The organism is Paenibacillus sp. LK1, from assembly GCF_002750415.1.
GTDB classification, from domain to species: Bacteria; Bacillota; Bacilli; order Paenibacillales; family Paenibacillaceae; genus Paenibacillus; species Paenibacillus taichungensis.
Window position 1 is genome coordinate 1 of the sequence record NZ_PEII01000047.1, and the last position, 359, is coordinate 359.

Annotated in this window: 3 tRNA genes; all 3 read left to right on the top strand. The window is 48.2% G+C overall.

What is annotated here, in order from left to right:
- Positions 1 to 96 precede the first annotated feature (96 nt).
- The 3 genes from CS562_RS32480 (at position 97) to CS562_RS32490 (ending at position 330) form a co-directional block, all read left to right on the top strand.
- Positions 97 to 172, top strand: a tRNA-Asn gene (locus CS562_RS32480).
- Between the two features lie 3 nt (positions 173 to 175).
- Positions 176 to 248, top strand: a tRNA-Thr gene (locus CS562_RS32485).
- Positions 249 to 258: 10 nt separating this feature from the next.
- A tRNA-Glu gene (locus tag CS562_RS32490) sits at positions 259 to 330 on the top strand.
- Positions 331 to 359 lie beyond the last annotated feature (29 nt).

Here is a 359-nt window from a genome sequence, read left to right on the forward strand (position 1 = left end):
ACGCCGCCAAGCGAACTCTTTCATCCTACATAGAAAACAGGCTCTGCATGTTAACGTTGTATGATGAATTGCATTTGCCCTGCAAATGCATATTATTCCCTGATAGCTCAGTTGGTAGAGCACTCGACTGTTAATCGAGTTGTCACAGGTTCGAGCCCTGTTCGGGGAGCCATTTGCTCTCATAGCTCAGTAGGTAGAGTGCATCCATGGTAAGGATGAGGTCACCGGTTCGATCCCGGTTGAGAGCTTTGGAAATGGGGCCCGTTGGTCAAGGGGTTAAGACACCTCCCTTTCACGGAGGTAACAGGGGTTCGAATCCCCTACGGGTCATAGCTATATTTATTAGCTTAAAAAAGGGA